Here is a 23,920-nt window from a genome sequence, read left to right as displayed (position 1 = left end):
CCGGGCGTTCGACCTCGGGCCATCGCCGGGCCTTCCGCGCACCCCACGCCTCCCGCGTCTTCGCCAGGCTTTCCTGACTTCCGCCTCTGCGCCGAGGCTTCCGCACTTCGCCGGGCGTTCCATGCTTGTCGCGCCTTGCGACCCTCCGCGCCTTCCGACGCTGCCGCCTCTGGGCCCCGCCTTTCGCGCTTCGCCGCGCCTTCCGCGCTTCGCCGGGCGTTCCATGCTTGTCGCGCCTTGCGACCCTCCGCGCCTTCCGACGTTGCCGTCTCTGCGCCGCGGCTTTCGCGCTCGCCGGGCCTGCCGCGCTTGCGCGCCTTTGCCGTGTCTTGCAAGCCATCCGTGTCTTCGCGCCTCCAGCGTTTCCGCCTCTTTGCCGGGCCTTCCGGGCATTCCGCGCCTTCGCCGGGCCTTCCGCACTTCGCCGGGCGTTCGGCCCGACGTTCGGCCCGGTTTCAGGCCCCACTCTCAGACCGGTTCAGGCGTGACCCGGGCCCGGTTCGGGCTCCGCCTTCGGACCGGCGTTCAACCGCGCCTACACCCCGGCGCGCCCGCGCCGCCCGGGCCGCCCTCACCCCCTCGCGTCGCCGAGGGATTCCAGCAGCGCCCGTAGGCCGTCCGCGACGGCGGAGCGTTGTTTGGGGGTGAGCGCGGCGAGCAGGCGTTGTTCGGTTTCGATGTGTGCCGGCAGCACCTCGTCGATCAGTTCCCGGCCCGCGTCCGTGAGGGCGACCAATACGCTGCGGCCGTCCGACTCGTCGGCGCTGCGGGACACCAGGCCGCGCGCCTCCAGGCGGTCCAGCCGCTGGGTGATGGCGCCCGAGGTGACCATGGATGAGCGCATCAGCTCGGTGGGGCTCAGTCGATGCGGCGGCGGGTTGCGGCGCAGGGTCGCCAGTACGTCGAACGACGAGGCGTCGAGCCCGTGTTCGGCGAAGGTCCGGGTCAGCTCGATGCCGACCAGACGCGCGGCGCGGGACAGTCGGGCGAGCACCGCCATCGGTGACGCGTCCAGATCGGGGCGCTGCGTACCCCATTGCTCCAGCACAAGGTCGACGTGATCTGCCACGGCGTCAGGCTAGCCGAATCCGCCCGCCGAAGCGGCTCGCGACGCCCTCGCATTTACCTTAGCGCTGAGGTACATTTCCCTTAGCGTTAAGGAATCGATCGCACCTCGGAAAGGCACACCCCACCATGCGCATCACCGTATTCGGAGCAGCCGGCAGCGTAGGCAGCCGCGTCGTCTCCGAAGCCCTGTTCCGGGGCCACGAGGTCACCGCCGTGGTCCGCGACCGGGCCCGCTTCCCCGACCTGGATCCCCGCGCCGAAGCCCGGATCGGGGACGCCGCCCGCGCCGACGACGTCGCCGCCCTCGGCGCCGACCAGGACCTGGTGATCAGCGCCACCCGCCCACCCCACGGCAGCGAACGGGAACTGGCCGCCACCGCCGAGGCGCTGCTGTCCGGCCTGGCCGGCACCGACGTACGGCTGTTGACCGTCGGCGGCGCGGGCAGCCTGCGCGTCCCGGGCGCAAGCGACACCATGGCGGTCGACGACCCGCGATTCGTCCCCACCGCGTGGCGCGGCATCGCCCTGGCCTGCAACGCCCAGTTCGACGTCTTCCGCACCGACTCCGCGGTGAACTGGACCTACCTCAGCCCGCCGGCCCACCTGCAACCGGGCACCCGTACCGGAACCTTCCGCGTCGGCGGCGACGAACTCCTGGTCGACGACGACGGCGTCTCCGCGATCTCGATGGAGGACCTGGCCGTGGCCCTGGTCGACGAGGCGGAGAACCCGCGCCACCACCGCGCACGTTTCACGGTGGCGTACTGACATGGGCGGCGGAACGATACGCCGGCGCCGGCGCAGCGACACGGGAACCGCGCCCGCCCCGGTCGGGAGGATCGCCGCGGCGCGACCCTCCCGACCGCGGATCGGGTCGACCGCCGGCTCAGCCGGCCCGCAGCAGGGCACGCAACTCGGCGGTGTCGATGACGTCGGCCCGGGTCGGGAACACATGGTCGAGCAGGGCGCGATGGACCTCGGGATCCGGGTCGGCGACGCCGTCGGAGAGCACGTACAGCCGATAGTCGCGGTCGGCCGCGTCGACGACGGTGGACAACACGGCGCCGCCGGTACTGACACCGGCCACGACCAGGGTGTCGATACCGCGCTCGCGTAGGCGCCGATCCAGGTCGGTGGTGGACATCGCGCCGTAGCGCACCTTGCGAACCTCGATGTCGCCGTCGCGCGGAGCCAACCGGTGGTGGATGGCGACGGCGGGGTCCTCGTGGTGCATGAGCCGGTATCGGGCCACCGGCGCGAAGGACTTGTTCGCGGCGGGAATCGTGTCCCAGTCGGCCGCGGTGAAGCCGACCCGGACATGGGCGACGATACCGCCGGCGGCCCGCACGTCGGAGATGATCCCTTCCATACGAGCGAGGAGCGCGGCGCGATGCCCGTACTCCTCCCCGTCGGGCAACGCGGCGAGGATGGCGGGCTGGTAGTCCAGCACGAGCAGGGCGGTCTGTACGGGGTCGAGCATGGTCACGCGGGGGTCTTCCCTTCCGACGATGCGTGGTCGCTGTGCGCCCGATCGGGCGCCGAGCCTGTCGGCGCCTGGTCGGAGGCTTCGTGGGGTGCCGGATCGCCGGCTTCAGGGCGCGCCGGTTCGATCGCTTCGCCGCCCGGCGGCTCCCCGCGCCCCGGGAGCAGCAGCGGGGTCGCCAGAAGCAATATCCCGGCGACGGCGATCGCGGTGCGGGTACCTGCGGCGGCGGCCAGTACGCCCGCCGACGCGGTCAGCACGGCGATGGAGGCGGTACTGCTGACCGACCACGCGGTCAGCGTGCGGGCGACCCGGTCGGAATCGGTGTGGTTCAGCCGATAGGTGGCCTGTACGGGATTGAACACACCGCAACAAGCCACCAATCCGAACTGCAGAACGATCACGAGCACCATCCCGGAAGCCCCGGGCCGCACGAACGCCAGCCCCACCGGCCAGCACGCGCGCAACACCCCGGACACGAGCAACACCTCACGCCGCCCGAACCGCGCCACGAGTCGCCGCGCCAACCGGGCACCGACCAGCCCACCCACACATGGAGCGGCGAACATCAGCCCGTACTGCCACGGTTCGAACCCGAGGGGACCCAACAGGAGTACGGCGAGCAGCGGCTCACCGGCCATGATCAACCCGTTGACCACGACCGTATTGAAGAACAGCGGCCGCAATACCGGATGACCGAGGATGTAGCGCCACCCGTCGAGCAGATCACCGGCCCGCAACCGGGGCGCACCGCTCCGCTCGGGAGGCGTCTCCGTACCGCCGATGGCACGAATCCCCAGCGCCGACAACAGATAGCTGACCGCGTCGGCCAGCACGGTCGTCACGGGACCGAAGTACCCGATCGCGGCCCCACCGAGCGGCGGCCCGACCGTGATCGCGGTCCAACTCGTGGACTCGAACCGGCTGTTCGCAACGAGCAGGTCTGCCGGCGGCAGCAGCGACTTCAGATACGCCCCGCTCGCCGCCTTGAACGCGATATCGGCGGCGGCCACGACCACCGAAACCACGAGAAGTTGTACAAAACTCAGCCGCCCGAACGCGAACGCAGCCGGAACGCTCGTCAGCGCCGCGAACCGAACCAGGTCCATCGCCACCATGACCGACCGCTTGCGGCGAAACTCCACCCAGGGCCCGAGCGGCACCGCGATCACCGCCCCCACCACCCGCCCGGCAGCCGCCAACACCGCCACCTGAGCCGGCCCCGAGTGCAACACGAGCACCGCAATCAGCGGAAACGCCCCGAATCCGAACGCCGTCCCATACGCACTTACGGCATAGGCCCCCCAGAGCCACCCGAACCCGCGCCCCAAATCCCGCCCACCCACCATCCGCGCCCACCCCTCACCACCCGAACTCCCGAGCACCAACTCCAGACATCAAAGCGACCAACGATCCCCGACTTCAAACAACAACCCAGCACCCACCCCACAACCAAAGGTTGTACGCCGAGCCCCACCTACCTGCCCACCACACCCACCACCGACCGGCCCACACGCGGAGCAACGTCCGGCATCCGACCAGGGGCGGCGTCAAAAGACCACGGTGACCTTGCCTTCCAGGCCACCCCGGAGGAACCGCTCATGGGCGGCCCGGACTTCTTGGAGCCCGAAGCAGGAGGAGTGGACACGCACACGCAACGATCCGCTGTCGACGAGCTCGGCCAACTCGTTCAGTCCTTCGCCGTCCTCGCGCACCTGGTTGACCGTGGTCCGGACACCGCGCGCGGACAGGTCCGGGACCGGGCCCGCTTGGGTGGCGATCGACGCATACCGGCCGCCGTCGGCCACCGCCTGCGTGACGAACGCCCCGAAAGTATCGAAGACGGCGTCATAGCGGCGATCCGCAAGAGCATGCGGATCGGTGGTGACGAGCTCGGCACCGTGATCGCGAGCGAAAGCAATGTGCGCGTCCCGGGAGACCAGCGCATCGACCTCGACGCCACGGGCGTGCGCGATCTGCAGTGCCAACCCGCCCACCGCACCGGCGGCACCGGCGATGAGCAGCCGCTCGCCGGCCTTGACGTCAAGCCGGCTCAGCGTCTGCCAGGCCGTCAACCCCGGAAGCGGCAAGGCGGCCGCCTCCACCAGACTGATCGAACGCGGCGCCGCGGCCACCACGCGGGCGGGAAGCACCACGAGGTCGGCCCAAGTCCCGCGACCGGAGTCGAGTTGATGCGACATGGCGATCACCCGCTCACCGGCACGCAGCCCGCTGTCGCCGCCGTCGACCACGATCCCGGCCAGGTCCCAGCCCAGCGTCAGAGGGAACGGCGGGATGCCCTCGCCGATGGCGCCTTCCCGCGTCTTGTCGTCCACGGGATTGATACTGGTCGCCACCGCCCGGATCAGGACCTCGCCGGGCCCCGGCTGGGGCTCGGGAGCCTCGACGATACCGAGGACATCAGGGGGACCGAAACGATCGATCTGTATGGCGCGCACGAAAGGGCCTTTCACACCGGGGATGCCGACAGCAGGGCCCAACGCCCTTGTCAATCCAGGGATTCCCGTCGTCGAAGCGCCCCGCCCGACGGCCACGCACGTGCCGGCCGCGACTCGGGTTCCGACCGCGGCTCGGGTTCCGGGTGCGACCGGGTCCATCCGCCGCGGGCCCACCACGACCCGCCGGACAGGCCATAGCATGCGCCGGGGACGGCGCGGCCGACCCCGGCGGCTTGCGCGTTCGGCGGGGCGTGCTCGGCTCTCGGTGGGTATCACCCGGGCGGCGAGGGAGTGTCGGTGGCTGTGTGGCTCCTTCGGCCGGCCGACACGTCGAGCAACCGGGAGCGCCGTCATGGATTTTGAATTCGACGAGGATCAGCGGCTTTTTCGGGAGACCTTGCGGGAGTTCGTGGAGCGGGAGATCATGCCCGTCGCGATCGAGTGGGAGCATTCCGGGCGGTATCCGGGCGAGATCGTGGCCGGGATGCGTCGGCTCGGGTTGTTCGGGATCACTGTGCCGGAGGAGTTCGGCGGACTCGATCTGGACAAGGTTTCCTACGCGCTCGTCTTCGAGGAGATCTCGCGGGGCTGGATGGGCGTCGCCGGGATCCTTGGCACACACTCGCTCGCCTGTGCGATGATCGCCCGCGACGGAACGGCCGGGCAGCGGGCCCACTTTCTCCCCCGGATGGCCGACGGCGAGTGGCGCAGCGGGATCGCGCTCACCGAACCGGACGCCGGCTCCGATCTCCAGGGCATCCGGACCACCGCCCGCCGCAACGGCGACGCCTATGTGGTCACCGGCGCCAAGACCTGGATCACCAACGCCCGGCACGCCGCCGTACTCCCCGTCCTGGTGAAGACCGACCCCGCCGCCGTGCCGCCGCACGAGGGCATGAGCGTGCTGCTCGTCGAGACCGACCGGCCCGGCTTCGAGGTGGTCCGGGATCTGCCCAAGCTCGGCTATCGGGGTACCGAGACCTGCGAGTTGCGGTTGGACGGGGTCCGCGTACCCGCCGACAACCTCCTCGGCGGCGTCGAGGGCCGAGGACTCCGGCAGGCCCTGCGCGCGCTGGAGATCGGGCGGATCAACATCGCCGCACGGTCGGTCGGCATCGCGCAGGCGGCCTACGATGCCGCGCTGGCGTACAGCCGACAGCGGCATGCATTCGGGCAGGCGATCTCGGACTTCCAGGCGATCCGGCTCAAGCTCGCCGACATGGCCACCGACCTCCAAGCCGCGCGCCTGCTCGTCTACTGGGCGGCCGTCCGCGCCGACTCCGGCAATCGGGTGGATCTGGAGACCGGCATGGCCAAGACGTTCGCCTCCGAGGTCGCGATCAAGAACTCCCTGGAGGCCATGCGCGTACACGGCGGCTACGGCTACTCCACCGAGTTCGTGGTCGAACGTCTGTACCGAGACGCCGTCCTGATGAGCATCGGCGAGGGCACGAACGACATCCTGCGCACGCTCGTGGCCGGCCGACTCGTCGACGGCAAGGGCCGCATCGGCTGACCGCCGCCCGCCGCCCGCCGCCCGCCGTACGCTCCACGCCACCGGCCACGCCCGGCAGCCCCGCCCCGCCACCCCCGCCACGCCGCCACGGCCACCCCCGCCCAAGGAGCGCACCCCGTGCCCCACCCCCCGCCAACCCCCCGCCCCATCGCCGTCTTCGACCTCGACGGCACCCTCGTCCGAGGCGACTCCTTCACCCACTTCACCCGCGCCCTGCTGCGCCGCTCCCCCTGGCGCGCCGTCGCCGCGACCCTGTGCGTACCGATACTCGCCCCCCTGTACGCCCTCCACCCCACCCGCCGCCGCGCCTTCGCCCTGCTCCTGCGACTCGCCACCATCGGCCTACCCCCGCACCGATTCGCCGCCCTCGCAACGGAGTTCGCCACCGAGCGCACATCCGACGGCAACCGAATCCCGCACACCCTCGACCGCGCCCGAGCCCACCTCGCCGCCGGCGACCGCGTCGTGATCGCGACGTCCTGCGCCGAACCCCTCGCCGCCGCCATCTGCCGCGAACTCGGCCTGGCCCCGGTGGACGTGGTCGCCTCCCGGCTCACCGCGAGCCGAACCGGCATGCGACCGCTGCCGGCGTGCCGGGGCGTCCGCAAGGTCGAGCGGATCCGCGCGGCCGGCATCACCGGCCCGATCACCCACGCCTACACGGACAGTTCCGTCGACCTCCCCCTGCTGACCGCCGCCGCCCACCGCTATCTGATCGACCCCTCCCCCACCCACCTCAGCCGGATCCACACCCACCTCGGCGCCACCTACGTGGTGTTGCGCTCCACCGAACCGTCCGCGCCGTAGCGCGAATCGCAACGCCCCCCGACCGCCCGGCGCCATCGCACACACCCTCGAATCCGGCCCCCGCGTCGACCCCTACGCTGCCCGTATGGACATCACGCAGCGCGCCGCAGGGGCCGTCGTCGGCTCGGCGGTCGGGGACGCGCTGGGAGCGCCCTTCGAGTTCGGCCGTCCGGGCGACTTCGGCACCCGATTTCCCGAGGCGCCGCCCGGGAGTTCCCGGGCCGAGGCGCGCTACGCGAACGAGATGTGCGGTGGTGGCGGCTGGGATGCGGGCGAGGCCACGGACGACACCCAGATGGCCGTGCACGTGGCGTACTCCCTCCTGGAGCGCGGCGAATCGGACCTGCCCGACATCTTCGACCGCTTCCGCCGCTGGGCCCGCGCCGAACCGAAGGACATCGGTCTGCAGACCGAGGACGTACTCACCAACGGCCTGCCCTGGGACCTCGCCGCCGGCGTGCACTTCCAGACCACCGGACGCGCGGCCGGCAACGGCTCGCTGATGCGCGCCACCACCTCCGCCGTCTGGTTCGCGGCCGACGGCCGTACCGCCACCATGGCCGCCGCCCGCCGCATCGCCGCGCTGACCCACGGCGACCGCGCCGCGTGGGAGGGCACCGCGATCTTCCACGAGTTGTTGCGGGTGGCCCTGAACGGCGACGACCCGGTGGCCGCGCTGCCCGCGACCCTCGACGAGGTACACCCCGACCATCGCGACCGCTACGCCGTCGTGCTGTCCCCGACCTGGCACCCCGCCGATGCCACCGAGTTCAACGGCGCGGTCTGGCCCTGTCTCGGCTCGGCGGTCTGGGCGCTGCGGAGGACGACGTCGTACGAATACGCCCTGCGCGCCGCCATCGACCTCGGCGGCGACACCGACACGGTCGGCGCGGTCACCGGCGCGCTCGCCGGAGCCGTATACGGCCTCGCGGCCATCCCGACCCGCTGGACCGACCGGCTGCACGTACCGATCCCGGGCTCGGCCGGCGAAGTCCTGCGCCGGGCCGACCTGTTACGCCTGTCCCACGACCTGCTGAACCGTACGCCGCGCGCGGCTCGCTGACGCGGCCCACGACCACCCCCGGTCCCACCCGCCGTCAGTCCGCCTTCCCCTGGGTCCGGCGCGCATAGGCCCGCGCCGCCCGGACCCGATCGCCGCATCGTGTCGAGCACCACTGCCGGGACGCGTGCGTACGAACCAGGAAGCGGCGACATGGCGTGGCGCCGCACGGGGTGAGCCGCGCCGCGTCGGGCGCGGTCAGCAGGTCGGCGGCGTCGGCGGCCAGCACGGCGATCGCGTGGTTGACGATCTGGTCGATCGGGTGCGCCTGGGCGCGATACGGGCCGTGTACGTCGTCCCAGTGCAGCAGCGCGGCCGACGGCGCGCTGGTGAGCGCGTCGTTGACCGCGCGTACCGCGTCGGCCGGCGCCACCACCTCCTCGACCCGAGCCGACAGCAGCGCCCGCACCGCGTCGCGCAGCGCCCGCAGGCGTCCCGCGCACACGTCGTAGAGCACGGCCTCCGCCGGCGCCAGCTCGCGCGTGACCAGCCACTCCCTCGCCGACTCGGGCGTGCCGAGCAGATCCACGTCCCGGCCGCCGGGGAAGGCGAGATCGCTGTTCGCCAGGTCCAGGGACAGGTACCGCTCGGCACCCGGCGCGAGTGGGGGCCCCGAGGGCACGGGGCGGGCGGCGGCGAGGTCCGCGACAGGATCGGCGGCAGGCTCGGCGGACGCGGCCGGCGAGATCTCCTTCATGAGTCTCATGTTAAGCCTTGCCGTTCCCCGTGAGAATCGGCTAGCTTTTCTCACGGCAAACACAACCCTTATCCGTGAGGTGTGCAGTGACCGGTTTCGACGCGACCAACGAGCAGATCGCCATTCGGGTCTTCGGCGGCCCCTCCGCCCTGATCGAGTACGGCGGCCTCACGTTCCTCACCGACCCCGCCTTCGACGCCCCCGGCGAGTACCCCGTCGGCGACCGCGTCCTCACCAAGACCGCCCCGGCCTCGGTCGACCCGGCGGACCTGGGCCCGATCGACGTGGTCCTGCTCTCCCACGACCAACACCCGGACAACCTCGACCACTCCGGGCGCGCGCTCCTCGCCGACGTCCCGCTCGTACTGACCACCCCGAGCGGCGCGGACCGCCTCGGCGGCACCGCCCGCCCGCTGGCCCCGTGGACGACGATCGACGTCCCCCGCCCCGGCGGCGGCACCGTGACCGTCACGGCCACCCCCGCCCAGCACGGCCCGGACGGCTGCGAGCCGATCACCGGCGAGGTCGTCGGCTTCGTCCTGACCGCCGCCGACCTCCCGACCATCTACGTCAGCGGCGACAACGCGTCCCTGCCCGTGGTCGAGAAGATCGCGGCCCGGGTCGGCCCGGTCGACACGGCCGTACTCTTCGCCGGCGCCGCCCGCACCCCGCTGTTCGACGGCGCCCTGCTCACCCTGGACAGCGCCCAGGCCGCCGAGGCCGCCGCGATCCTCGGCGCGCGCCGCGTCGTCCCGGTCCACTTCGACAGCTGGGGCCACTTCACGGAGGGCCGCACCGCCCTCGTCGAGGCGTTCACCGCGGCCGGCCTGATCGACCGCCTGCAACTCGCCTGAACACCGGGCAAACCGGCCGGCACGGCAGCGCTGCCCGGTCCGGGTCCAGTACACCAAGTGGTCGGCCCCGAGGCCCGGTTCGCCATCCGGGTCTCGGCAGCCCGAGCGGCCAAGCAACTCTCGGGCGCCCCGACCCCCGCCGCCCCTCCCTACCTCACCCCACCGCCCAAACGCCCGACCCGCCCCGCGTTGCCCACCGCCGCGCGGGCCACGGCGTGCCCGATCCGCTCGGTCAAGGTGCTCCACGGCCGGCATTCGACGACGGGCAGCCCGTACCGCGCCGCCTCCTCCGCCAACCACCGCGAGTATCGAACGCCCACCTCCGCCCGCTCCGCCTGGACCCCGCCCTCCGGCTCCCGCTCGGCGTAGTTGGCGACGATCCGGGCGCCGTCGTCCTCGTGCAGGAACACCCCCCGCACGCTGCGCCCGGCCTCGACGCCCTCCCGCATGGACTGGGCCACGGCGGCCGGCGTGAGGTAGTCGCCCTCGACCACCGCCGGTACATCGACGGTGAGCCGATTGCGCACCACGCCGACGACGGCGGGTTCCAGCGCTCGGGCGGTGGCGACCTGGAGTTCCAGTACCCGATCGGCACCGAGCCCGTCGACATCGGCGATCGCGTCGAAGAGATGCAGCCCGGGATGCCCCTCGGCCGTCGTGATGTGCTGCACCGCACTCACCACGTCGTCGAACTCGACCACGAACGCCCCCGCCGACAACGCCAGTTCCGCCGCCGCCCGACTCTTGCCGACCCCGGAAGCCCCACCGACGAGCAGCACATCCCACCACGTCCCGATCACCCCCCGACCGTACCCCCAACCACCCATGTCGTTACGCACGCCCCACCCCGCCCCGCCGCGCGGCACCGCGCCGTGTGCTGTGCCGGTGTTGTCGCCACGCCCATCACCTCGCGTATTCGCGGGTCTCCCGATCGTGACATGGGAAGGTACTCACGGCATGATGCCCGTTACGCGGCGCGGTCGGCGCGGTCGGCCGTGATGCCGTCGCCCGCCGGCTCGTCCGGTCGGTGCCGAGGACCGTCGACGGGGGATTCGAACTCGTGTTGTGCTCAGCCTGCGGTGCCCAATCGACGTTGCCGGATCGCTGTACCAACTGTGGCCATCGCGAGTACGCCCCGGCCGGCGCCCCCACCGACGCCGCCCTGGACGCGCGTTTCGCCCACTTCGGGCCCGCCGGGACGCCGATGCGGGATCCGCGGTTTCGGCCCGCTCCGATCTTCCGGTCGCTGCGCGGGCCGGCCATCGCGCTCTACGTCCTGTTGGGCGTCACGGCCGTCGCCTGTCTGCTCGCCGCCATCGCGTTCTTCCACCGCGCGAGCCTGGTCGACCAGGTATTGCGCAGCAGGTGGTCCGCGCCCGATTCGGACGGGGCGAACCACTCCATCGCCGTGTGGTGGGGACTCGCGACCCTGGCCATGGTCGCGAGCGCGGTGGTCTTCGTGGTCTGGTTCCATCGCGCGCGGCGCAATGTCGACCTGTTCCCGCCGTCCGTGCAGCGCCTGTCCGGCGGCTGGGCAATCGGCGGCTGGTTCTGCCCGGTGGTCAACCTGTGGTTCCCGCCGCTGATCGCACACGACATCTGGAAGGCCAGCGATCCCCGCGCGCCGATGCGCGGCGGCGCCACTCCGGGGCGGCATGCGCTGCTCTGGGCCTGGTGGTTGACGTATCTCGCCGCGAACGTCCTCCTCGCCGTCGGCCTGACCGGCCGCAAGAGCGACGGCGGCGACGCGATGACCGGCAGCGACGCGTGGGTCGCCTACCACGAGTCCTACCGCACCGCGGACACCGCGGCGGGCTGGGCCTTCCTCTTGATGATCATCGCCGCCGGTACGGCCATCGCGGTCGTGGCTCGGATCACCGGGTTCCAGATCGAGCGCGAATACGCCTTCCTCGTGCCGCCGACGATGCACCCGGCGCACCCCATGCATCCGATGCACCCCCTGTACGCGGTCCAGCCGACCCACCCCGAAGTCGCCACATCCGGCCCGGTTCCCGGCTCGACGCAGCCCGTGGCGCCGCCGATCCCGCGCCAGCCGCCGCCCCCGCCGCGTCCGAAGGACCCACCGGCTCCGTTCTGAACGGGCAGACGCCGACTGCCTTGCGAGCGGCGCGTCGCCTTGCGGGCAGCGCCCACCCGCGGTTTTTGTGCGCGATGTTCGATTGGTCAGGCCCCGCGCCGCCGCCCCGCGGTCCGCGGTGCCTCGGTGGCCGCGGCGATCTCGCGCAGCGCGAGCGTCGCCGCCTCGATCGCCGCCGCCGGGGCGCCGCGCCAGACCTCGGCGTGCGCGGCGGCGTTCGCCCGGACCGCCTCCTCGGCGACCCGTACCCCGCGCGGCGTCAGGCTGATCAGCGTGCCCCGACCGTCGCCCTGATCCGGAAGGCGCTCGGCCAACCCCTCCGCGACCAGGTGATTCGTCACGTTGCTGGTGCCGCCGGAGGACAGCAGCAGCGCACGACTCAGCTCGGTCGGCTTGAGCCGATACGGCGCACCCGCGCGCCGCAGCGCGACCAGTACGCCGAACTGGGCCGGGGTCAGGCCGAATTCCGGTAGCTCACGGCGCGTGGCCTCGTCCAGGTCGGCCGCGAGCAGCATGATCCGCTTGCTCAACTCCGTCGTCGCATCCAGCACGTCGGGCAGTTCGGCCTGCCATGCGCTGATCAGCGCGCTCGCGCGGTCCTCGGATGCGGTCATCTTGACAGCGTATTACACACAGCTGATAGCTTTCTAAAAAGCTTTCCAGTGAACATGACTCGATGCGAGGCTCCCATGTCCGGCGCTCCCACCTCCCCCGCAACCGACCTCTCCCACACCTCCCCCGCCCCCGCCCGACTCCTCCTCCGCGGCGGCACCGTCGTCGACACCGACCCGCGCATCACCGCCCGCCCCGACACCGACGTCCTGATCGAGCACGGGGTGATCGCCGCCGTCGGCCCCGACCTGTCCGCCGATGGGGCCGAAGTCCTCGACGCGCGCGAGCGGATCGTGCTGCCGGGCTTCGTCGACACCCATCGCCACGTCTGGCAGTCCGTGCTGCGCGCGGTGGCCGTCGACAGCGACCTCGGCGACTACCTCGGCCTGGTCCTCGGCCGGCTCTCCCCCGCGATGCGCCCCGAGGACGTGTACGCCGGCAACCTGGTCGGCGCGCTCGAATGCCTGGACGGCGGCATCACCACCGTCCAGGACTTCTCCCACGTCCAGCACCGGGCCGAACATGGCGACGCGGCGGTGCGCGGACTGCGCGCGGCGGGCATCCGGGCGGTATTCGGGTACGGCTACCCGCCGTTCGACCCGGCCGCCCGCGACCCGCGGCAGGTCCGCGACCTGCGCGAACGCCTGTTCGCCGGAGACGGCCCCGACGACCTGGTCACCCTCGCGCTCGCCCCCGGCGGCCCCTCGTACACCCCGATCGAACTCGTCGAGGAGGACTGGCGGCTGGCCGCCGACCTCGACATCCCACTGGCCGTACACGTCGGCAGCGGCCCCGTCGCCCGCCGGCCCATCGAGGCGCTGCGCGAGCGCGGCCTGCTCAACGCGCGCACGCTCTACGTCCACGGCAACTCGCTGCCGGACGACGAACTCGCGATGATCGCCGACTCCGGCGGCGCGCTCTCGATCGCGCCGGCCATCGAGGCCCAGATGGGACACGGCGCGCCGATGATCAACCGGGCCCGCGCCCTGGGCCTGGTCACCGGGCTTGGCGTGGACGTGGTCACCAGCACCCCGGGCGACATGTTCTCGCTGCTTCGGGCGGCCCTGCTGACCAGCCAACTTGCCGACGGGGAGCGACTGTTCGCGGCCGACGTACTGCGCATGGCGACCATCGGCGGCGCCGCCGCGCTGGGTCTGGCCGACCGGATCGGATCACTGGCCGTCGGCAAGCAGGCGGACCTGATCCTGCTGCGCACGGACACCGTCAACATGGTCGGCGCCGCACACGACCCGGCGGGCGCGGTGGTGGCGTCGGCGCATCCGGGCAACGTCGACACGGTCCTGGTCGCGGGCCGCACGGTCAAGCGGGCGGGCCGGCTCACCCACCCCGCGCACATCGAGGCCGTCACCGCCGCACGGGCGGCCGCCGAACACGTGGCGGCCGCGATCTGACGACGCGGCGCAGCCTCGGCGCGCGGTCGCCACGCGCCGGGGAGCCCGTCGTCCCCGTCCGCCCATCGATACGACCCCGATTCCTTTCGAATGCCCCGCAGGTCTGCACCGCGTGGCGATCGGCCCGTCGCAGCCCACGACACTTCCCCCACACGGAACCTCCGGAGCGAAGCGCATCCGGGCATCACCCGAATCTGCGCGTTCCGCGAGCCGGGCCTGTTCGAACTGTTCGACCTGCCCCACACCTTGACCATCCCGCACCCGGCGGTCCGGGAGGCCGCCGCCGCCTGAGCAGCAACCCGAGGGGCGCACACTCCGCAGACCACCCGCCGACAGGCCCCATCCGAGTCCGCAAGGACCGGAGGGGCCTCCCCTACCTCAAATCACCGCGATCCGCCGAGATTCGCCGAGATCCGGGCGCGCTGTCCGAGCGCCCCGGTAGTGTCGCCCTTCCTGGAATCGAACAGATATTCGATCACCACGCGACCATCCTCCTCGTCGAGTTCTCGGAAAGGGCCCGTTGTGAAGGTTCGAATAACACGCGACCGCCTCGTCGAGGGCATCGCCTGGGCCGTTCGCGCCCTGCCCGCCCGGCCGGTCGTCCCCGCCCTCGCCGCGTTCCGACTCGAGGCGGACGGCGGCACACTCACGATCTCCGCGTACAACTACGAGGTCTCGACCGGGATCGAGGTCCCGGCCGAGGTCACCCGCCCCGGGAGGATCCTCGTCCCGGGGCGACTGCTCGCCGAGATCGCCCGATCCCTGCCTCGCGAGCACCCGGTGGACCTCACCGTCGACGCGAGAAGGGTGACCAGGTCGTCGTCGCCGTCCCCGGCGAGTCGGGCCCGACTGACCTGCGCCGGCGCCTACTTCGCGCTGCCCCTGACGGCCCCGACCGACTATCCGGCCACCCCGCTGCTCCCGGAGACCGTCGGGATGGTGGGCGCGTCCGCCTTCGCCGAGGCCGTCGCGCAGGTGACGATCGCGGCGTCCCGGGACGAGAGCGTGCCCGTACTCACCGCCGTCCGGCTCCACCTGACCCACGACTCGCTCGTCCTGGCCGCCACCGATCGATATCGCCTCGCGGTCCGCCGCATGCCCTGGCAGCCCATCACCGAGGACCCCGCCCGCACCGCCCTGGTCCCGGCCCGAGTCCTCGCCGAACTCGCCCGCAACCCGGACATCGGCGCGGACCTGCGCCTGGCCCTCGGCCCGGAGGCCGGCCGCCGCGGCCTGCTCGGGCTGATCACCGCCGGACGGCAGGCCACCACGCGGCTGCTCGACTACGAGTTCCCGCGCTACGACTGGCTGTTCGACAACGAGACCACCGCCGTGGCGACCATCGACACGGCGGCGCTGATCGAGGCGGTACGGCGGGTATCCCTCGTGGTCACCCGCAACGCGCCCATCCGCCTGACGTTCGAGCACGACGCCCTGCAGGTCGAGGCCGGCACCACCGACGAGGCCGAGGCAGGCGCAACGGTCCCGGTGCACCTGACGGGCGACCCCACCAGGTCCGCCTTCAACCCGTCCCACCTCTTGGACGGCCTGACCGCCCTCCGCACCCCAACCGCACAAATGCTCTTCAGTACACCGACCAAGCCCACCGTACTCACGGAGGCCCCACCACCGGCAAACGCCCAAGGCCCCAAGGAAGCATCGGCTCAAACCACCACAACCCAAGACGCCCAGGATTACCGCTACCTACTCATGCCAATGCGCAGCACCTGACCAACAAACACCCACACCCACTCCTCTATATAGGGACGCCCACGCGACCACCACTCCCACCGCCACCGGCCCACCCCACCCCAAGCCGGGTAGGTCCCCGCCAAGCAGCCGGCCCTCACCAGGCAGCGAACTCAACACCTCTTCCGCGCACGCATGTACGACCCACCACCGCCTCACCGGTTCGCCACAAAGCCCCGACCCGAGTCGAGTCCTCCCCGGGTAGCGAACTCAACGCCCCGTCCGCGCAGGCCCGCCCGCCCCATCACCGCCCCACCCGCCGTCACCCACCCGAGCCGCGACCCGAGCCCCCGCCCAGCAGTGCGCTCAGCACCTCCTCCGTGTCGGCGAGGTCGGTAAGGACGACATCGGCGCCCGCTGCCGTCAGCGCGGCCGCGCTCGTCAAGCCGGTCGCCACCGCCACCGACCGCGCGCCCGCCGCGCGGGCCGTGGCCACGTCGCGCAGGGTGTCGCCGACGATCACGGTGTCGGCGCCCACGTGCCGCCGGCCCAGGTGTTCCTCGGTCCGCGCGAACGCCCGGGCCGGCAGGTCGATTCGCTCATAGGCGTCCTCGCCGTACGCACCGACCCGAAAGTCCACGTGGTCGGCCAGCCCGAAGACGTTCATCTTCAATACGGCGAGCGCGTACAGGTTGCCGGTCAGCACCGACTGCCGCACATCGGGCATCGTGCCCAGCGCCGTCAGGGCCTCCAGCGCCCCCGCCAACACCCGCCCCTCCGCCGCCAACTCGGCTTCACGCTGCCGTAGTTCGGCGACGATCAGGTCCAGGAAAGCAGCCAACAGGCCATCCTCGGGCGACAACCCGTGCAGCCGCAGGACCTCACTCGCCGCAGCCATCTCGGTACGACCGTCGAATTGCCACGGTTGTTCCAGAGCCCGCCCGGCCACCTGCCGAAACGCGGCCGCGTATGCCCGCCGCGACACCTTCCCACCGTCGATCAGGGTGTGATCGATGTCCCACAACACCAGCCGGGGGCCGGATCCACCAGTCGCCATCAGCACTCCGATCCTCCCGACCACCCCACGCGGCCACTGCCCAGAGCATCGCATCCACCCACCCGGCACGGGCCCGCCAACCCGATCGCAGTCGGAAAACGCCCGGCAACGGGGCGGCCGAACACAACGAAGGAAGGCATCCGACCACAACCAACCGACTCTTCGGCCACGGCGACACAACCTCCCGGCACCGAAATCACCGCACACCCACCCACCGGGACGCCCGGGGCGTCGCCAAACCACACCCATCACTCGTCCCCCGCCCACCCCCGGAGGCCACGCCCCCTCCCGACCACACAACCGCCCACCCCACCCCCCAAGCCCCACAGCCAACGCCGAGCCACCCCACCGGAGGCCATCCCAACCGTCCCGTCGGTCCGGCGCGCCCCACCGCCCCCTCCCACCACCTCCTTCCCGCGCCGGCCTTCCTCCTTCTTCCCAATGACTACAAAAGCCGGCTTCCCCACCTTTTAAGATGATTTTCACTCCCGCCACAATGCCTCTCCCGAGCCCTCGGAAGCCCCTTCGGCGAGCCTTCACACCACCTCATCGAGCCATTCCCACAACACCCTCAAATAGCTCTTGACCTGCTACTTGCATGGCAAGCTGTCCGGCAATCCGCAGCGGGATCTGTGCGTGCTGCTGTGCGGCGAGATGTCCTTTGATATGTCCGGCACATTGCAGCCCAACGTGTTCGTCAATCCGCATCGCTGTATGGGCGGGTGTGCGGGCGGGTGTACGGCGCGAACGACGGACGCGCGGTGTCGTGGGCGGCCGGCCGGAGCAGTGGGCGGAACTGCGGGTCTCGCGCTGGAGCCGCCGATGGCTCCGGCGACGGCTCTCACGACGGCTCTCACGACGGCTCTCACGACGGGTCCCGCAGTGGGCGTCGCGGCGGAACGCACGATCGGTCGCACGGTCGCTCTCGCGATGGTCCGAACGGCGGAACCCACGCTCGATCGAGCAGTGGATCACGCGACAGAACACACACTCGACGCCTGGGTATTCATGCGTGACAGGAGATGGATGGGCGGGTGGATCTTCCAACATGCAGATCGAACACAACGGCAATGCCTGATTTTCTGGGCTTTTGCGCCATTGCTGTGCCGGCTTCACCGCAACGAGCGACACGCCGACTCTCCTGACAGGAAGTTATTTGCCGGAGATAGCGATAGGCTTCGGTCGTTGACACGAAAGGACGGTCATGGCCACTTCCCGGGAGCGTTGGACCGTGGCAAGGCTCGCGGCCATCGCGGGTCTGCCCAGCAAGGTGGGCTACGAGGCACGGGACCGAAACGTGCTGCACCCGACGGTGCTCTCGCCCAGCGATGTATTGCCCCTGCTCACCTTCGAGGCCCTGCGAAGGATCAGCTGGCCGGGTGAGAACTATGCGCGCAACACACCGCAACGCCTGCGCCTCTGGGAGCACCTGGCCATCGAACACTCACGCGTCGGCGACCTCGCCGACGTCGACCCGATGACCGGCCTCTACGTCCACCCCTCGGGGGCCGACCTGGCCGTTCGACCGAGTGAACACGCCGCACTCGCACTGCGGTTCGTCGAGGAAAACACGCCGTACCAGTACCTCACCCTCGGCGCGTGGGCCCAGCAGGCCCTGCGCGCCCTGGCGGCCGAACAGGAACAGGTCGGACGACGGCATGGTGCGGCCTGAGCGCCGGGCAACGCCGTCGGAAGTCCACAAAAGCAGAGCGAGTGGCCTAGGAGTCCAGCCCTAGTCCACTCGCTCGCAGCTCAGCGCCCCTAGGGGCGCCGTCGGAGAAAGGAGGCCTGCCGGCCGCTTACACAACCGAACAGTGAGACCCAGCCGTTCCGGTACTTCCACGCGCCGAACGGTCGGGTCGCCCATACCTCTTTCTCTTCACCAGCTTCAGGAGCAGATCATACCTGCGATCCCCGAGGCAGGCCCAGTGCTGTCTTCAGCCAGGTCCTTGCCCTCTTCAAGTGTGCCCGAATCCTCTGGATTCACGATGCAGGCTCGGGTGCGTGCCGCCTTGCGTGCGGCCCGAGTTCGGGTCAGCGGCGCCCGCGGCATCGACCCGACCATGCCGGACTCGGTCCGCCGTGCCTCGGTCAAGGTCCCGCTGCGCGTGGTGACCGGCGAGGCGTACAGCGACCTGGCCTTCGTCTTCGCCGCCAAGGTCGGCCACCTGGCCGCCGGCCCGAACCAGCCCGGCTGCATCGCCGACCTGACCACGATCGCCCGCTACCTGGGCCTGACCGTACGCTCGGTCACCCAGGCCGACGGCCGCATCGCGCTCAAGGCCCCGTCGTCCCTGTACGCCGCGCAGAAGCAGCTCACCGCCGGCGAGGAACTGACCGTGGTCCGCCGCACCAAGCCTTCCGGCACCGGGACCTCGGCCGTACGCCGCCTGCGTGCCCCGGAAAAGGGCGAGCCGTGGGTGATGGTGCCCGTCGCGCTTTTGGGCGCGGTGCCGCACCGGCATGCTCGGGCGTACGCCGTCATCAGCTACGCCCGCGCCCGCGGCCACCACCTGACCTACGCCGAACTCGCCGACGTGCTGCGCCACCAGTCGGGCCGGCGGATCGGCGAGCCGGTGAGTGTCCGCGCCGCCCGCGGCGTGGTGTCCGACCTGGAGCGATGGGGCTGGGTCGAGGTGGGCCGCCGGGAGGGGTGGCAGGGGCGGAACATGATGGTCCCGCTCCGGCCGTTCGAGCCCGGAAGCGACGACGAGTCGGCCGCCGAGGCCACCGAGACCGGTGTGGCGACCGCAGCGGACGAGGGGATGGACGAGACCGACTCGACGGGAGCGGTGGGGGAGACCTCGGCGGACTCGCGGTCGGACCGTCCGGTCGCCCTCGGGGCGGCCTTTCACGTGGGCGGCGGAACAGCGGCCTTCGCGACCCTCGGATCAACCGTCGACAAGGTTGTCGAAACACCCGCCGGGACACCGTCCGAGGCCGCCTCGCGAACCGACGTCCGAACCGTCGTCCGAACCTCGTTCGAGCCGCCGGAGAACGGCATTTCGGCAGCTCAAAACTCAGGTGCGGAGGGTCAATGGACGTCGGGTCCGCAGGGGGTTCGGACCTCCGTCACGTATAAGGAAGACACTCCGATTGACCTACAGATGAACGCGGCTTCCCGGGGGGGTTCCGCCCTCAGGGCGCTCCCGTTGGTAGACGTGCCCGGGCCCGCGAACAGCGCCCGAACCGGCTCCACGACACCCCCGGCAAACAAGGCGCCTGCGGCGGAACCCCGTCGATCGCGACACGTGACGGTTCCGAACCACCGGACCACCATCTCCCCGGCGGCTGCGCGGGCGTTCGCCGGAATCGGGCCGCTGGTGGACCGGATGAGCACCGGCCAGCGGGTCGTGGCGGCGGCGCTGGTGGATCGCGCCGTGGCCGAAGTCGGCGACGCGGACCGGGTCTTCGCCCGGCTGGCAGACCGCTGGCGGACCCAGGAAGGCCCCGTACGCAGCCCCATGGGCTGGCTGGGCGGCCGCGGGCTGGCCCGGCGTGGGTGCGCCGATCCGAACTGCGAGGACGGCCGCCTGTGGCTGCCCACGGCCGGTCCCGGGGCGGGCGTGGCGGGCGACCCGTTCGCCTGCCGCAACTGCGCCCGGCAGGACCAGGATCGAGGGGCCGCGGCGGACGAGCGGTTCGGCGCGGACCGGCGGGCGGCGAACCGGGCCCGGACGGGGCAGGAGCCGAGCGCGGCGATGGCGGCGACGGTCGGTACGGCGGCCCACCGGGTGGCTGCGCCGGCGCCGATCGGGAACTGCGACGACTGCGACCGGGCGGTCCGAGGCCTGCGGGCCGACGGGGTGTGTGCCGACTGCCGCGAGGATCGGGAGGCCGCCGCCGAGGCCGCCGAACGGGCCTCGGGAGCGCTCCAGGGGGCGTTCTGAGCGCCCGTGGAGCCGCCGGCGGGTTGATCGATGGCCGAGGGTCTGCGAGCCCGCAGGAAGGCCGCTCGGCGACTCGGCGACTGGTGGGCCCATCTGGAATCCCGGCGAACAGCACGAATTGGACGGGGTGTTCGGGGCCGGCGTGGCAGCAATATGCCGACGGCAACGCGCTGCCACGGCCCTCGACTCCGTCCCGACGCCCTGACCCCGTACGCGAAAACGCCGTCGGCGGGCGCGGGGGACCGGAAGTCCTCCACGCCCGCCGACGGCGGATTACTGCTGGGGCGAGAAGATCTCGGGGCGGCCGAGGGCGCCCTCGGCGTCGAGGCGTTCGAGGAACAGTTCGACGGCGGCCGAGAACAGGTACACGACCAGACCGCGCTTCTCCGTCGCCGTCAGCTCGGTGTCGAGATCGCGGGCGAGTTCGTACACGGCCGGGCTGACCCGGTAGCTGGAGGACTGACTGGGGTCGGTGATGCCGCCCCTGGCACGCAGGAACGAGCGGATCATCTCGATCTGCTCGTCGTTGTCCTCGGGAAGCTCCAGCAAGGCGGCGTTGAGGTAGTGCCCCAGCGCCAGACGTCGATTCTGTGACGAACGTTTGTCGGCGGTGAGCCGCTTACCCAGACGCGCCTTCACGTCGGGCAGGAGCCGAAATCCCCAGGTCTCCCAGCCCTTGGAGTTTATCCGCGCGTCGAGAAAGCTCTCCAGGAGCGCGGCATGCGCCGACTGCTCGTCGGCGGAGCCGGTGGCGACCGGAGCCGGCGCGGCAGGCGCGGGAGCGCTGCGCCGGGAAGCACGCGGAGCCGAGGCGGCCTTCGCGGGCGCGGACGCGGATGCCTTCGCCGGCTGGGCGGATGAGGCGGCCCGAGCCGGAGCGGCCGCTCGGGGCGCGGGCTCGGCGGCCCGGTCCGACGTGCGCTCCGCCTGCGCGGCCGGCTCCTGAGCCTGAGCCTGAGCCGAGGTCGAGGCCGGCTCCGACCGCGGCTCAGGCGCCGGCGCCTGGGCCGACTCCTCGCGGGCCACCTCGAGCCGCGCCAACTGCACGAGCAGGGGTTCCTCGTCGGGTTCGACTTCCCGCCGAGGCCGGGGAGTCGAGGCTTCGGCAGGCACGGACGAGACCGAAACCGAGGCCGCAGCCGTGGGTGCCGCCGCGCGCGCGAATTCCGGTTCCGGAGTCGACGCCTGCACCGATTCCGCAGCCGGCACCGGCTTCGGGTCCGGTACGTGCTCCACCACCGGAGCCGGCTCCGCGCCCGCCGGCGCGGCCTCGACGACGGGCGCGGCAGCGGCGTGTACCGGCTCGGGCTCGACCGCCGTCGCGGACTCGGGCGCCACGTCGGCCGCGACCGACGTCGCGGCAGGGGCCGCCGCTTCCTCGGGGGCCGGCTCCGGCTCGGGCTCGGCCGCCGGTGCCGGTACAGCGGCTGCGGCGGTCTTGAACGGCGGCCCCGAGGACGTGGTCCCGGAACCACCGCCACTGCCGCCACCCATCTGGGCCAGCAGCGCGGCCGTCGAGTCGGTGCCCGAGTTCAGGAAGCTGCCGTTCATGGCGTCCTGCAGCGCTGCCGCCAGGACGGACGACTGAACGGCGGGTGCCTTCCTCGCTTTTGCCTTGGACTTGGGCACGGGCTTCTCGTCGGTCATCAGGCGGCCTGCTTCACACGGTCGAACAGTTCGATGGCCAGCTCGGTGTAGGCAACGCTCGCGGCGATGTTCGGTTGCTCTATGCAGACGGGGCGCCCGATCTCGTACGCCTGCGAGATCCGGCTGTCCCGGCGGATCTGCGTCTGGAAGGGGTCGAGGCCGTAGTCGGCCAGCCGCTGCTCGACCTGGTCGTCCTCGCTGGTGCGCCGGGACGGGGCGTTGGCCTTGTTGATCACGGTGCCGAGGAAGCGCGGCTCACACTCGCCGAGGGTGCGCTCGGAGGTGGCGGCGGTCAGCCCCTTGATCACGGCGGCGCCTTGGACGGTCGCGTACAGCGGCTCGCACACCGCGACCACGAAGTCGGCGGCGGCGAGCGCGACGGCGGACAGGGCGCTCACGCTGGGCGGCGTGTCGATCAGGATGATCGTCGGGGTTCGGCGAATCGGCTCGAGGATGCGGCGGAGGATCCCGGTGGTGGAGAAGTCCATCCCGGCGATCTTGCGCTCGGCGTCGACCATCGTGCTCTGCACCGAGCCGAAGAGGCTGAGGCTGCCGGTGGTCTCGAACGACTTGAGCAGTTCGCTGCGGTCGAAGATCATCTCCGGCACGTCGGGCGTCATGCCGTTGAGCTGGGCGTAGAGCGCGAAACCGACCGAGCGCTGAGGCTGTGGCACCACCCCGAGGGCGACCCCGGCCTGCGCCTGCGGCTCGAGGTCGACCACCAGGGCGTGAAAGCCGTTGATGGCCAGAGCACTCGCGAGGTTCACCGTCGTCGTCGTCTTCCCGGGACCCCCCTTCTGGCTGGCCACCGCCACAACTGCACCCATCGCGCGTCCTCTCGGAGTAGAGCGGCCGAACGCCTGCGTGAGCCGGGGTCCCGCCCGGTGGCCTGTCAGAGCCGTCCACTGAACCTGACAGGGAAGACGACGTACCTCCGGGATAGCTGCTCGATACTTCCGCCGGAAGCCCGAAAGCGCAACGAACCAGGATCTAGCGGGCAGAACCTCCAAGGTGTCCTTGAGGGGTCCGACCTAAGTTTTGTCTGTCAGGTTAGCAGCGGAATCCCAAAATTCACTGTGACACTCGGAAAACCCACCCGTATGTCCCTGTTAACCCGTTTGGTCGGCCCGATCTACGCCCCCAACAGACTCTTTTGGCGCACCAATTCCCCGCAACCTCTCGTTCTCCGAACCACCTGTACGACATATCGAGACACCCCTTCCGGCTCCGGCGTCCCGGCTTCACCGCCTCGGGCTTCAGCACCCCCGGCCCCGAATCCCCGGCCCCTGCCCCCACCGCCTGGGCAGCCCACTCCACCCCACCAAGCCAACCAAGTCCCCAGGCCACGAACACCTCGTCCCGCCTTGCCGAGCGGTGCCCGCGGAGCCGTGCCCGCGAAGCCCGTTTCGCCTTGCCGAGCCGTGCCCGCCGAGCCCGTCGCGTTTGCCGAGCCGTGCCCCGTCTCGCTCTGCCCCGTCCCGCCTTGCCGAGCGGTGCCCGCGGAGCCGTGCCCGCGAAGCCCGTTTCGCCTTGCCGAGCCGTGCCCGCCGAGCCCGTCGCGTTTGCCGAGC

The 23,920-nt window shown here is 71.5% G+C and carries 20 protein-coding genes; 10 read left to right on the top strand and 10 right to left on the bottom strand.

Annotated features, from left to right (window positions below; all coding sequences use genetic code 11):
* Positions 1-571 precede the first annotated feature (571 nt).
* A complete protein-coding gene (locus ACFXKZ_RS29190; protein WP_380004043.1) occupies positions 572-1,069 on the bottom strand; it encodes a MarR family winged helix-turn-helix transcriptional regulator in 498 nt (165 codons plus the stop codon).
* A 125-nt stretch (positions 1,070-1,194) separates the two neighbouring features.
* Between ACFXKZ_RS29190 and ACFXKZ_RS29185 the strand changes: the two genes are divergently transcribed.
* The gene (locus tag ACFXKZ_RS29185) at positions 1,195-1,836 is read left to right on the top strand and encodes an NAD(P)-dependent oxidoreductase (protein WP_380004042.1); all 642 of its coding nucleotides are present in this window, start codon (positions 1,195-1,197) and stop codon (positions 1,834-1,836) included.
* A gap of 118 nt (positions 1,837-1,954) precedes the next feature.
* Here the strand turns inward: ACFXKZ_RS29185 and ACFXKZ_RS29180 are convergent, their stop codons facing one another.
* The 3 genes from ACFXKZ_RS29180 to ACFXKZ_RS29170 form a co-directional block, all read right to left on the bottom strand.
* Entirely contained in the window at positions 1,955-2,548 is a 594-nt protein-coding gene (locus tag ACFXKZ_RS29180; RefSeq protein WP_380004396.1) for a cysteine hydrolase family protein, read from the bottom strand.
* A gap of 2 nt (positions 2,549-2,550) precedes the next feature.
* Positions 2,551-3,900 carry an MFS transporter gene (locus ACFXKZ_RS29175; protein ID WP_380004041.1) on the bottom strand — a complete coding sequence of 450 codons (1,350 nt, stop codon included), beginning with the start codon at positions 3,898-3,900 and terminating at the stop codon, positions 2,551-2,553.
* Positions 3,901-4,101: 201 nt separating this feature from the next.
* A complete protein-coding gene (locus ACFXKZ_RS29170) occupies positions 4,102-5,010 on the bottom strand; it encodes an NADP-dependent oxidoreductase (RefSeq protein WP_380004040.1) in 909 nt (302 codons plus the stop codon).
* 352 nt (positions 5,011-5,362) lie between these two features.
* On the opposite strand from ACFXKZ_RS29170, the gene ACFXKZ_RS29165 reads away from it, so the two are divergent.
* The 3 genes from ACFXKZ_RS29165 (at position 5,363) to ACFXKZ_RS29155 (ending at position 8,396) form a co-directional block, all read left to right on the top strand.
* Entirely contained in the window at positions 5,363-6,526 is a 1,164-nt protein-coding gene (locus ACFXKZ_RS29165) for an acyl-CoA dehydrogenase family protein (RefSeq protein ID WP_380004039.1), read from the top strand.
* Between the two features lie 117 nt (positions 6,527-6,643).
* Positions 6,644-7,333 (top strand): haloacid dehalogenase-like hydrolase, encoded by a 690-nt coding sequence (locus tag ACFXKZ_RS29160; RefSeq protein ID WP_380004038.1) that lies wholly within the window; start codon positions 6,644-6,646, stop codon positions 7,331-7,333.
* Between the two features lie 85 nt (positions 7,334-7,418).
* Complete coding sequence (locus ACFXKZ_RS29155; RefSeq protein ID WP_380004037.1) at positions 7,419-8,396, top strand: ADP-ribosylglycohydrolase family protein; 978 nt, start codon at positions 7,419-7,421, stop codon at positions 8,394-8,396.
* A 34-nt stretch (positions 8,397-8,430) separates the two neighbouring features.
* Here the strand turns inward: ACFXKZ_RS29155 and ACFXKZ_RS29150 are convergent, their stop codons facing one another.
* Positions 8,431-9,090, bottom strand: coding sequence for an ABATE domain-containing protein (locus ACFXKZ_RS29150; protein WP_380004036.1), 660 nt, complete (start codon positions 9,088-9,090; stop codon positions 8,431-8,433).
* A gap of 86 nt (positions 9,091-9,176) precedes the next feature.
* Here ACFXKZ_RS29150 and ACFXKZ_RS29145 point away from each other — a divergent pair, with 86 nt between their 5' ends.
* Positions 9,177-9,944 carry an MBL fold metallo-hydrolase gene (locus ACFXKZ_RS29145; RefSeq protein ID WP_380004035.1) on the top strand — a complete coding sequence of 256 codons (768 nt, stop codon included), beginning with the start codon at positions 9,177-9,179 and terminating at the stop codon, positions 9,942-9,944.
* A gap of 149 nt (positions 9,945-10,093) precedes the next feature.
* On the opposite strand, the gene ACFXKZ_RS29140 is transcribed toward ACFXKZ_RS29145, so the two are convergent.
* The gene (locus tag ACFXKZ_RS29140) at positions 10,094-10,744 is read right to left on the bottom strand and encodes a hypothetical protein (protein WP_380004034.1); all 651 of its coding nucleotides are present in this window, start codon (positions 10,742-10,744) and stop codon (positions 10,094-10,096) included.
* Between the two features lie 227 nt (positions 10,745-10,971).
* Between ACFXKZ_RS29140 and ACFXKZ_RS29135 the strand changes: the two genes are divergently transcribed.
* Positions 10,972-12,042: a DUF4328 domain-containing protein gene (locus ACFXKZ_RS29135; protein WP_380004033.1), complete on the top strand. Its 1,071-nt coding sequence runs from the start codon at positions 10,972-10,974 to the stop codon at positions 12,040-12,042.
* 86 nt (positions 12,043-12,128) lie between these two features.
* Here ACFXKZ_RS29135 and ACFXKZ_RS29130 read toward each other — a convergent pair whose 3' ends face one another.
* Positions 12,129-12,656 carry a MarR family winged helix-turn-helix transcriptional regulator gene (locus ACFXKZ_RS29130; protein WP_380004032.1) on the bottom strand — a complete coding sequence of 176 codons (528 nt, stop codon included), beginning with the start codon at positions 12,654-12,656 and terminating at the stop codon, positions 12,129-12,131.
* A 75-nt stretch (positions 12,657-12,731) separates the two neighbouring features.
* On the opposite strand from ACFXKZ_RS29130, the gene ACFXKZ_RS29125 reads away from it, so the two are divergent.
* Complete coding sequence (locus tag ACFXKZ_RS29125; RefSeq protein WP_380004031.1) at positions 12,732-14,066, top strand: amidohydrolase family protein; 1,335 nt, start codon at positions 12,732-12,734, stop codon at positions 14,064-14,066.
* Between the two features lie 522 nt (positions 14,067-14,588).
* On the top strand, positions 14,589-15,797 hold the full coding sequence (gene dnaN, locus ACFXKZ_RS29120; protein ID WP_380004030.1) for a DNA polymerase III subunit beta: 1,209 nt from the start codon (positions 14,589-14,591) through the stop codon (positions 15,795-15,797).
* Between the two features lie 280 nt (positions 15,798-16,077).
* Here dnaN and ACFXKZ_RS29115 read toward each other — a convergent pair whose 3' ends face one another.
* Positions 16,078-16,812, bottom strand: coding sequence for an HAD family hydrolase (locus ACFXKZ_RS29115; RefSeq protein WP_380004029.1), 735 nt, complete (start codon positions 16,810-16,812; stop codon positions 16,078-16,080).
* A gap of 1,204 nt (positions 16,813-18,016) precedes the next feature.
* Between ACFXKZ_RS29115 and ACFXKZ_RS29110 the strand changes: the two genes are divergently transcribed.
* Positions 18,017-18,484: a hypothetical protein gene (locus tag ACFXKZ_RS29110; protein ID WP_020554288.1), complete on the top strand. Its 468-nt coding sequence runs from the start codon at positions 18,017-18,019 to the stop codon at positions 18,482-18,484.
* A gap of 328 nt (positions 18,485-18,812) precedes the next feature.
* Positions 18,813-20,702 carry a hypothetical protein gene (locus ACFXKZ_RS29105; RefSeq protein WP_380004028.1) on the top strand — a complete coding sequence of 630 codons (1,890 nt, stop codon included), beginning with the start codon at positions 18,813-18,815 and terminating at the stop codon, positions 20,700-20,702.
* A gap of 273 nt (positions 20,703-20,975) precedes the next feature.
* On the opposite strand, the gene ACFXKZ_RS29100 is transcribed toward ACFXKZ_RS29105, so the two are convergent.
* Positions 20,976-22,349 (bottom strand): hypothetical protein, encoded by a 1,374-nt coding sequence (locus ACFXKZ_RS29100; protein WP_380004027.1) that lies wholly within the window; start codon positions 22,347-22,349, stop codon positions 20,976-20,978.
* Positions 22,349-23,176, bottom strand: a complete 828-nt coding sequence (locus tag ACFXKZ_RS29095) for a ParA family protein (RefSeq protein ID WP_078980120.1) — start codon at positions 23,174-23,176, stop codon at positions 22,349-22,351. The genes ACFXKZ_RS29100 and ACFXKZ_RS29095 overlap by 1 nt, the downstream gene beginning before the upstream one ends.
* Positions 23,177-23,920 lie beyond the last annotated feature (744 nt).

Source organism: Embleya sp. NPDC059237 (assembly GCF_042754105.1).
In the GTDB taxonomy this organism is placed as follows: domain Bacteria; phylum Actinomycetota; class Actinomycetes; order Streptomycetales; family Streptomycetaceae; genus Embleya.
The sequence above is the reverse complement of the archived record's forward strand: the minus strand, read 5'-3'. Positions and strand labels throughout refer to the sequence as shown.

What these genes read in the sequence shown, in the direction of transcription:
- ACFXKZ_RS29180 (WP_380004396.1), bottom strand. Translation starts at nt 2,548, where the DNA reads ATGCTCGACCCCGTACAGACCGCCCTGCTCGTGCTGGACTACCAGCCC.
- ACFXKZ_RS29115 (WP_380004029.1), bottom strand. Translation starts at nt 16,812, where the DNA reads ATGGCGACTGGTGGATCCGGCCCCCGGCTGGTGTTGTGGGACATCGAT.
- ACFXKZ_RS29110 (WP_020554288.1), top strand. Translation starts at nt 18,017, where the DNA reads ATGGCCACTTCCCGGGAGCGTTGGACCGTGGCAAGGCTCGCGGCCATC.
- ACFXKZ_RS29130 (WP_380004032.1), bottom strand. Translation starts at nt 12,656, where the DNA reads ATGACCGCATCCGAGGACCGCGCGAGCGCGCTGATCAGCGCATGGCAG.
- ACFXKZ_RS29185 (WP_380004042.1), top strand. Translation starts at nt 1,195, where the DNA reads ATGCGCATCACCGTATTCGGAGCAGCCGGCAGCGTAGGCAGCCGCGTC.
- ACFXKZ_RS29150 (WP_380004036.1), bottom strand. Translation starts at nt 9,090, where the DNA reads ATGAAGGAGATCTCGCCGGCCGCGTCCGCCGAGCCTGCCGCCGATCCT.
- ACFXKZ_RS29125 (WP_380004031.1), top strand. Translation starts at nt 12,732, where the DNA reads ATGTCCGGCGCTCCCACCTCCCCCGCAACCGACCTCTCCCACACCTCC.
- ACFXKZ_RS29175 (WP_380004041.1), bottom strand. Translation starts at nt 3,900, where the DNA reads ATGGTGGGTGGGCGGGATTTGGGGCGCGGGTTCGGGTGGCTCTGGGGG.
- ACFXKZ_RS29100 (WP_380004027.1), bottom strand. Translation starts at nt 22,349, where the DNA reads ATGACCGACGAGAAGCCCGTGCCCAAGTCCAAGGCAAAAGCGAGGAAG.
- ACFXKZ_RS29155 (WP_380004037.1), top strand. Translation starts at nt 7,419, where the DNA reads ATGGACATCACGCAGCGCGCCGCAGGGGCCGTCGTCGGCTCGGCGGTC.
- ACFXKZ_RS29095 (WP_078980120.1), bottom strand. Translation starts at nt 23,176, where the DNA reads ATGGGTGCAGTTGTGGCGGTGGCCAGCCAGAAGGGGGGTCCCGGGAAG.
- ACFXKZ_RS29165 (WP_380004039.1), top strand. Translation starts at nt 5,363, where the DNA reads ATGGATTTTGAATTCGACGAGGATCAGCGGCTTTTTCGGGAGACCTTG.